The sequence below is a fragment of the Virgibacillus senegalensis genome (assembly GCF_000821245.2).
Classification (GTDB): Bacteria; Bacillota; Bacilli; order Bacillales; family Amphibacillaceae; genus Sediminibacillus; species Sediminibacillus senegalensis.
The window spans coordinates 591,597-599,245 of the sequence record NZ_LN611425.1; the positions used below are offsets into that span (position 1 = coordinate 591,597).

Annotated in this window: 9 protein-coding genes and 1 pseudogene; all 10 read left to right on the forward strand. The window is 44.0% G+C overall.

Annotation, left to right across the window (positions count from 1 at the left end; genetic code table 11):
• Positions 1 to 5: 5 nt before the first annotated feature.
• A pseudogene (locus tag BN1067_RS13765) lies at positions 6 to 188 on the forward strand (N-acetyl-alpha-D-glucosaminyl L-malate synthase BshA); the annotation flags it as partial.
• A gap of 44 nt (positions 189 to 232) precedes the next feature.
• On the forward strand, positions 233 to 970 hold the full coding sequence (gene dapB / locus BN1067_RS13770; protein ID WP_234400699.1) for a 4-hydroxy-tetrahydrodipicolinate reductase: 738 nt from the start codon (positions 233 to 235) through the stop codon (positions 968 to 970).
• A 10-nt stretch (positions 971 to 980) separates the two neighbouring features.
• On the forward strand, positions 981 to 1,382 hold the full coding sequence (gene mgsA / locus BN1067_RS13775; RefSeq protein WP_053219418.1) for a methylglyoxal synthase: 402 nt from the start codon (positions 981 to 983) through the stop codon (positions 1,380 to 1,382).
• A gap of 18 nt (positions 1,383 to 1,400) precedes the next feature.
• A complete protein-coding gene (gene bshA, locus BN1067_RS13780; protein ID WP_053219421.1) occupies positions 1,401 to 2,531 on the forward strand; it encodes an N-acetyl-alpha-D-glucosaminyl L-malate synthase BshA in 1,131 nt (376 codons plus the stop codon).
• The gene (locus tag BN1067_RS13785) at positions 2,531 to 3,733 is read left to right on the forward strand and encodes a CCA tRNA nucleotidyltransferase (RefSeq protein ID WP_053219422.1); all 1,203 of its coding nucleotides are present in this window, start codon (positions 2,531 to 2,533) and stop codon (positions 3,731 to 3,733) included. The genes bshA and BN1067_RS13785 overlap by 1 nt, the downstream gene beginning before the upstream one ends.
• Positions 3,705 to 4,679: a biotin--[acetyl-CoA-carboxylase] ligase gene (locus BN1067_RS13790; protein ID WP_053219423.1), complete on the forward strand. Its 975-nt coding sequence runs from the start codon at positions 3,705 to 3,707 to the stop codon at positions 4,677 to 4,679. The genes BN1067_RS13785 and BN1067_RS13790 overlap by 29 nt, the downstream gene beginning before the upstream one ends.
• A 15-nt stretch (positions 4,680 to 4,694) precedes the next feature.
• A complete protein-coding gene (gene panB, locus BN1067_RS13795; RefSeq protein ID WP_053219424.1) occupies positions 4,695 to 5,549 on the forward strand; it encodes a 3-methyl-2-oxobutanoate hydroxymethyltransferase in 855 nt (284 codons plus the stop codon).
• The gene (gene panC / locus BN1067_RS13800; RefSeq protein ID WP_053219425.1) at positions 5,536 to 6,405 is read left to right on the forward strand and encodes a pantoate--beta-alanine ligase; all 870 of its coding nucleotides are present in this window, start codon (positions 5,536 to 5,538) and stop codon (positions 6,403 to 6,405) included. The genes panB and panC overlap by 14 nt, the downstream gene beginning before the upstream one ends.
• Positions 6,406 to 6,416: 11 nt before the next feature.
• The gene (gene panD, locus BN1067_RS13805; protein ID WP_053219426.1) at positions 6,417 to 6,800 is read left to right on the forward strand and encodes an aspartate 1-decarboxylase; all 384 of its coding nucleotides are present in this window, start codon (positions 6,417 to 6,419) and stop codon (positions 6,798 to 6,800) included.
• 124 nt (positions 6,801 to 6,924) lie between these two features.
• On the forward strand, positions 6,925 to 7,649 hold a 725-nt coding region (locus tag BN1067_RS13810; RefSeq protein WP_267893612.1), incomplete at its 3' end, for an exonuclease domain-containing protein.

Here is a 7,649-nt window from a genome sequence, read left to right on the forward strand (position 1 = left end):
CAATCATGAAAAAAATCGGTATTACCTGTTACCCATCTGTTGGTGGGTCAGGCGTCATTGCGACAGAATTGGGAAAACTTCTTGCAAAGCAGGGAAATGAAATCCACTTTATTACTTCCAGTTTGCCGTTCCGTTTGCAAGGGGTCAATTCCAACATTTATTTTCACGAAGTGGAACTGAATCATTATCNGTGGCAGGACCGCGCGGGAAAATGGGGAGTGAGGCACTGCGAATGATCGCCAAGCAAGAAGATTTGGAGCTTGCCGCTTGTCTCGATCGAAAAAATGACGGCTTGCTTGTAAAAGACATCGACGGCCTGCCTGCATTTGATGCTCGTATTTACGAGGATATGGAAGAATGCTTTCAGAATGTTGAAGCAGATGTGCTGGTGGACTTGACCACACCTGAGTTCGGATATAAGCATACAAAAACGGCATTGGAGTATGGAATTCGCCCTGTAGTCGGGACTACCGGCTTCTCGGATTTACAGCTGGAAGAGTTGTCGAACTTAGCAGAAGAAAAACAATTAGGGGCTGTTATCGCACCTAACTTCGCTCTCGGCGCTGTATTGATGATGCAGTTTTCCAAATGGGCAGCGAAGTACTTTCCTGACGTGGAAATCATCGAACGGCACCATGATAATAAGTTGGATGCACCTTCGGGAACAGCGGTTAAAACAGCCCAATTGATCCAGGAAGTTAGGGAAAGCAAAAATCAGGGCCATCAAGATGAAAAAGAAACCATTCAAGGAGCTAGAGGCGCAGATATCGATGGAATGAAGATTCATAGTGTCAGGCTGCCGGGACTTGTTGCCCATCAGGAAGTTGTTTTCGGAGGATCAGGACAAAACCTGACAATCAAACATGACTCGTTCCATCGCGAATCGTTCATGTCAGGGGTGAAGCTGGCAATTGATCATGTCAGGAAGCTGGATGTGTTGGTTTACGGTTTGGAAAATTTATTGGAATGAGGGGATTTAGGTGAACATAGCTCTTATAGCACATGATAAAAAGAAATCAGATATGATTGAATTTACGATCGCTTACTCGCATATTTTGGAAAAACATCAGCTTTATGCGACAGGTACAACCGGTTCAAAAATTTCTGAAGCGACCAATATGAATATTCATCGCTTTCAATCTGGTCCGCTTGGCGGAGACCAGCAAATCGGGGCAATGATTGCCCAAAATGATATGGATGTTGTCATCTTTTTCCGTGATCCACTTACTGCCCAGCCGCATGAACCAGATGTCAGCGCCCTGATGAGGCTATGTGATGTTTACCAAATTCCTTTGGCTACCAACCTGGGTGCTGCTGAAATTGTCGTACGGGCTTTGGAGCACGGGGACTTTCAGTGGAGAGAAATCGTAAAAGGAAAATAAAAAGTAAGGAAGTCAATCATGAAAAAAATCGGTATTACCTGTTACCCATCTGTTGGTGGGTCAGGCGTCATTGCGACAGAATTGGGAAAACTTCTTGCAAAGCAGGGAAATGAAATCCACTTTATTACTTCCAGTTTGCCGTTCCGTTTGCAAGGGGTCAATTCCAACATTTATTTTCACGAAGTGGAACTGAATCATTATCCTGTTTTTCAATACCCGCCATACGATTTGGCACTGGCAAACAAGATGGCAGAAGTAATTGATCAGGAAAAGCTTGATATTCTTCATGTTCACTATGCTATGCCACATGCAATCTGTGCCATATTGGCAAGAGACATAGCAGAGCATGATGTGAAAATCGTCACCACCCTCCATGGGACGGACATTACCGTATTGGGGATCGACAACAGCTTGACGAAGATGATCAAACACGGTATTGATCAATCAGATGCGGTAACGGCTGTATCCAATAGTCTTGTCGACCAGACAAAAGAAATGCTGGGTGTGGATAAAGAAATAGAAGTCATCTACAATTTCATTAATGAACAGGAATATCATGTCCGGGACAACCGACATCTTAAACGCGAGTATGGAATTAAGGATGAAGAGAAAGTCATCATTCACGTTTCTAATTTCCGGAAAGTAAAACGAGTGGAGGATGTGATAGCAGCCTTTCATTCTATCCAGAAAAAAGTACCTGCCAAACTTTTGCTCGTAGGCGACGGACCTGAATATTCCGCGATGTGCCAATTGGTAAAAAAGCTAGGGATTGAAAAGCGCGTGCTTTTTCTGGGGCGTCAGATCAACGTCAGTGATTTATTTTCGATTGCCGATTTAAAGTTGCTGTTATCAGAAAAAGAAAGTTTCGGTCTGGTGCTCTTGGAGGCGATGGCCTGTGGCGTGCCATGTATCGGAACAAATATCGGAGGCATTCCCGAAGTGATCGAACATGGGAAAACCGGTTATATTACAAGGTTGGGAGATATAGAGGAAGTAGTGGAAAGTGCTGTCCGGCTATTGACAGACAATGCACGATGGGAAGTTTTTTCACGCAGTGCTGTGGAGTCCGTTCACAAGCGGTTCCGTGCCGAAAAAATATTGACAGCTTATGATCAAGTTTACGAAGCTGTCCTGACAGGTGATCAATAATGCAGTTTCAACCATTTTTCAACGGGATGAAAATATTGGAAGAATTAGAGCGCCGCGGGTTCCAGGCTTATTTTGTCGGCGGCGCCGTGCGTGACTTTTTAATCGGACGAAAAATTGGAGACATCGATATCACTACATCAGCAAAGCCCGACCAAGTTCAACAAATTTTTCAGAAGGTAATCCCGGTAGGAATCGAACATGGCACAGTGATTGTCCGCAGGGAGGGAGAATCTTTTGAAGTTACCACCTTCCGTGTGGAAGAAGGATATTCTGATTTTCGTCATCCAGACCAAGTGGAATTTGTTGACGATTTAGAAGCTGATCTTGCACGACGCGATTTTACGATGAATGCGATTGCCATGGATAAACAGGGGAAGATCATTGATCCTTACCAAGGAAAAAAGGCCATCAACCAAAAAATGATTCATACTGTCGGATTACCATCGGAGCGGTTTAATGAAGACCCTCTTCGCATGCTGCGCGCGCTTCGCTTTGCCAGTCAGCTGGATTTTGATCTTGATTATGATACATACACTGCTTTGGCTAAAGGCGGGGAAATGATGAAGCAGATTTCAACCGAGCGGATTACCGTTGAGCTGGAAAAATTATTTGCCGGACCTTACGTAACGAAGGGGATTGAACTGTTACTGAAAACAAACCTGGTTGATTATCTACCTGTGTTCAAGGATAACAAGCAGCTGCAGCAGTCCTTAAGAAATATAACCATGCCATTCGGTCAGTTGTCTGAGCTGCTATGTATGCTAGTTTGTTGGGGGGAGGGCGTAACGCTGTCCGATTGGGCAAAGGCTTGGAAACTGTCCAATCGGACTAAAAAAGATGCAGAACATCTATACGAAGCGATTGCTTATAGTAAAAAGAATCAGCTGGATGTTTGGCTCGTTTACCGGCTCCCAGAACATCTGCTGGATAATTTCATACCGTTATATTCTACCTACGTCGAGCCGATTAGCAGGAAGGACGTTAATTCGGTAGTTGAGTCTCTCCCCATCCGAAGTAGGAAAGAATTGGATGTAACAGGAGAGGATATCATTGCATTGTTCCCTGATAGACAAAAAGGTCCCTGGATCAATCAAATGTTGTCAGAGTTAGAAAAACGTGTGGTGACCGGTAAACTTGCCAATCAAAATAACGTTTTGAAGGAGTGGGTGAAACATGAATACCACCCGCAATCAACTGATTGAACTGTTGGAAGGAAAAAATCAGGAGTTTTTTTCCGGGCAGAAGCTTTCGGAACAACTCGGTATTTCCCGGACAGCGGTTTGGAAGCATATGAAGGAACTGGAGAAAGAAGGGTATCAACTTGAGGCCGTACCAAGAAAAGGATATCGGATCAGCGGAAGGCCGGAAAAACTGAGTGAGAGTGCAATAAGGTGGGGATTACGGACAAAGTGGGCCGGTAAAAACTTGTATCATTATCCGGTTGTCCACTCCACTCAAATCATTGGCCATCAGCTTGCCCAAGAAGGAGCTAGTCAAGGAACCGTTGTTATTGCCGACGAACAAACCGCGGGAAAAGGCAGGATGGGACGGAAATGGCATTCAGCAAAAACAGACGGCATATGGATGAGCATGATCCTTCGCCCGCCTGTAGTCCCGCAGCACGCACCGCAAATTACGTTACTTACAGCAGTCGCACTCGCAGAAACCATTAAGTCACATACTAATTTATCCCCTGCTATCAAATGGCCCAATGATATCTTTTTAAATCATCGGAAGACAGCTGGAATATTAACGGAAATGCAGGCAGAACAAGATGAAATTCAATACATTGTTCTCGGAATCGGGATAAATGTTAATCAGTATCTAGAACAACTTCCGGAAGAAATCCAGCAGACAGCGACCTCCTTAAGGCAGGAGACAAACAAGTCGTGGGTTATTGCGCCAATTGTACAAGAGATACTAGCCACTTTCGAAAAGTATTATGAGCACTACTTGAATAATGGATTTGAAGCAATCAAACAGAAATGGGAAAGTTTTGGTTATAAAATAGGGGAGAAGGTCAAAGTAGCTGCCAATAAGCAAAAGTACGAAGCAGAAATACTAGGGCTTGCGGACGATGGTGCTTTGAGAGTTCGCAGACCAGATGGTTTGGAAGAGAATCTATATTCCGCAGAAATCCATTGGTAATAGGGGGAAATAATAATGTTGACTGTTTCTCGTTTGCGAACCATGAAGGAGAATAACGAAAAAATAACCATGCTTACGGCTTATGATTATCCATCTGCCAAGCTTGCCGAACAGGCGGGCATCGATATGCTCCTTGTCGGTGATTCGTTGGGAATGGTAATGCTTGGTTATTCTTCGACAGTTCAAGTCACCATCGAAGACATGATTCACCATGGAAAAGCCGTTTCACGAGGGGCTGAAGCTACCTTCCTGGTAGTCGACATGCCTTTTATGTCGTACCATGTCTCTCTGGAGGATTCGCTTAAAAACGCAAAAAATATCTTTCAGGAAACGAATGCGCACGCTTTAAAAATGGAAGGTGCTGATCCAGAGACGCTGTACCTAATAGAAAAACTGACCGCGGCCGGTGTTCCAGTTATCGCCCACTTGGGATTGACTCCGCAATCGGTTCACGTTTTAGGCGGATACAAGGTTCAGGGTAAAGATCAGCAAACAGCACAAAAAATATGGGAAGACGCTAAAGCGGTAGAAAAAAGCGGAGCTGTAGCCGTTGTACTGGAATGTGTCCCGAAAGAACTTTCGCAAGTGATAACTGCATCGTTGGAAATTCCGACCATCGGGATAGGGGCTGGTCCATTCTGTGATGGTCAAGTACTTGTTTATCATGATGTACTTAAATATGGAGTGGATCGTCTGCCCAAGTTCGTCAAGACGTACATGAATAGCAACGAGGATATAACAGCCTCGATCAAACAATACATAGACGAGGTCAAAGCGAGCACATTTCCCGCGCAAGAAAATTCTTTCTCGATGGACAAAAAGTTTTTACCGGATAAAAGACGAGAGGAAGACCAGTATGGAAGTCATTAAATCAGTAAACCTGCTGAAGGAAAGAACGGAGCAAATAAGGCAATCCGGCAGACAAATTGGTTTTGTCCCAACGATGGGTTACCTGCATGAAGGTCATCAGGCATTGATGGAGAACGCCAGAAAAGCGAATGACGTCTTAGTCGTAAGTATTTTCGTAAATCCTTTGCAATTCGGACAAGGGGAGGACTTTGATACCTATCCGCGTGATGAGCAACGGGACAAACAATTAGCCGAAGATCACAAAGTCGATATCTTATTTTTGCCTGATGTGGAAGAAATGTATCCGAATAAGCCGGTAATCGAAATGAAGGTCGCCTGTCGTGTTGATGTTTTGTGTGGAAGATCCCGGAATGGACATTTTGACGGCGTCGTTACCGTGCTGACAAAGTTGTTTCATTTAGTGCAGCCACATCGTGTTTATTTTGGTTTGAAGGATGCCCAACAAGCTGCTGTAGTCGATGCCTTGGTAAAAGACTTGAATTTTCCCCTGGAAGTTGTACCAGTGTCCACTGTCAGGGAAGAGGACGGGCTGGCAAAAAGCAGCCGAAATGTCTACCTGTCCAAGGAAGAAAGGTTGGAAGCAAAGGAAATATACCAAGCATTGCAACTTGGTCGTCAGCTAGTCATTGACGGAGAGAAAAATCCTGATACTGTTGTTAAAGAGGTCGAAGATTTTATAAATAAACATACTCATGGTAAAATAGACTACGTGGAAATGTTAACTTTTCCGGAATTAACCACCTTTGATTTAGTTACTGGACAGGTAATTCTGGCAGTAGCAGTCCAGTTTGAAAAAGCAAGGTTGATCGACAATGTGATATTTGACCAAAATGGTCATATTTCTGAACGTTTATAGGAGGAAAAAATATGTTCCATACCATGATGAAAGCAAAAATTCATCGTGCCCGGGTGACAGAAGCCAACCTCAATTATGTTGGCAGTGTAACGATTGATTCAGACGTTATGCAAAGCGTCGGCATTTTGCCGAATGAGAAAGTGCAAATCGTCAATAACAATAATGGTGAGCGTCTGGAAACATACGTTATCCCTGGAGAGCCTGGAAGTGGAGTAATATGTCTCAATGGTGCAGCAGCTCGTCTAGTGCAAAAAGATGACGTCGTAATCATCGTAGCATATGCGATTGTTTCTGAAGCAGAACTGGCGGATTACTCACCAAAAATCGCCCTAATGAATGAAAATAATCAAATAGTTGAGCTTATAGAAGAAGAACCGCCGTTGACAGTACTATAAACAAAACGATGAAATGAATACCATAAGGGTCATCCCTTGTTTTTAAACTCTTATCAACGTGGTGTTTGATAAGGGTTTTCTTTATCCCGACACATACCTACCCGAAAGTTATGGAGGTGAAACAATGCAAACCTTTGCTGTTGTAGATTTGGAAACAACCGGACATACGCCTTCAAAAGGCGATAAAATAATTGAAATTGGTATTGTGGTACTTCAAAACGGATCGGTTGTGAAGGAATTTTCCAGCCTGGTGAACCCTGGCGTACCAATTCCATCATTCATCACCAATTTGACTGGCATTAAGGACGAAGATGTTCAAGACGCACCTCCGTTTTCTGAAATTGTCGATGAAGTGATTAGCTGTTTTGAAGGGGCTTATGTTGTGGCCCATAATGTCCCTTTCGATCTAGGTTTTCTTAATTATGAAATACAAACGGCTGGTCATACCGCTTTACAGCAGCCTGTTCTGGACACTGTCGAACTTGCCAGGATATTACTGCCCCAAGCCCCGGGATTTAAGTTAGGACAGCTTTCTGAGTATTTATCCTTGCGACATGATGATCCGCACAGGGCATTGTCAGATGCTGCGGTTACGGCTAAATTGCTGACATTTTTGTTTACGAGGCTTGAGGTACTTCCGCTTGAAACGTTGACCCAGCTGCAAGCCTTGGAGGGGCGGCTGAAAAGTGATCTGTTCGCCATTTTACAAACCTATATGGATGAAGCAGCTTTTTCTGAGCCTGAGAGAGATGATTTGGAAATATTCCGGGGTGTTGCTCTTAAAAAAGTGAGCGGAAGGGAAGTTAACGAGGAAGCACCCCTTCCCGCCTATGGAGATTTCCTTGACAG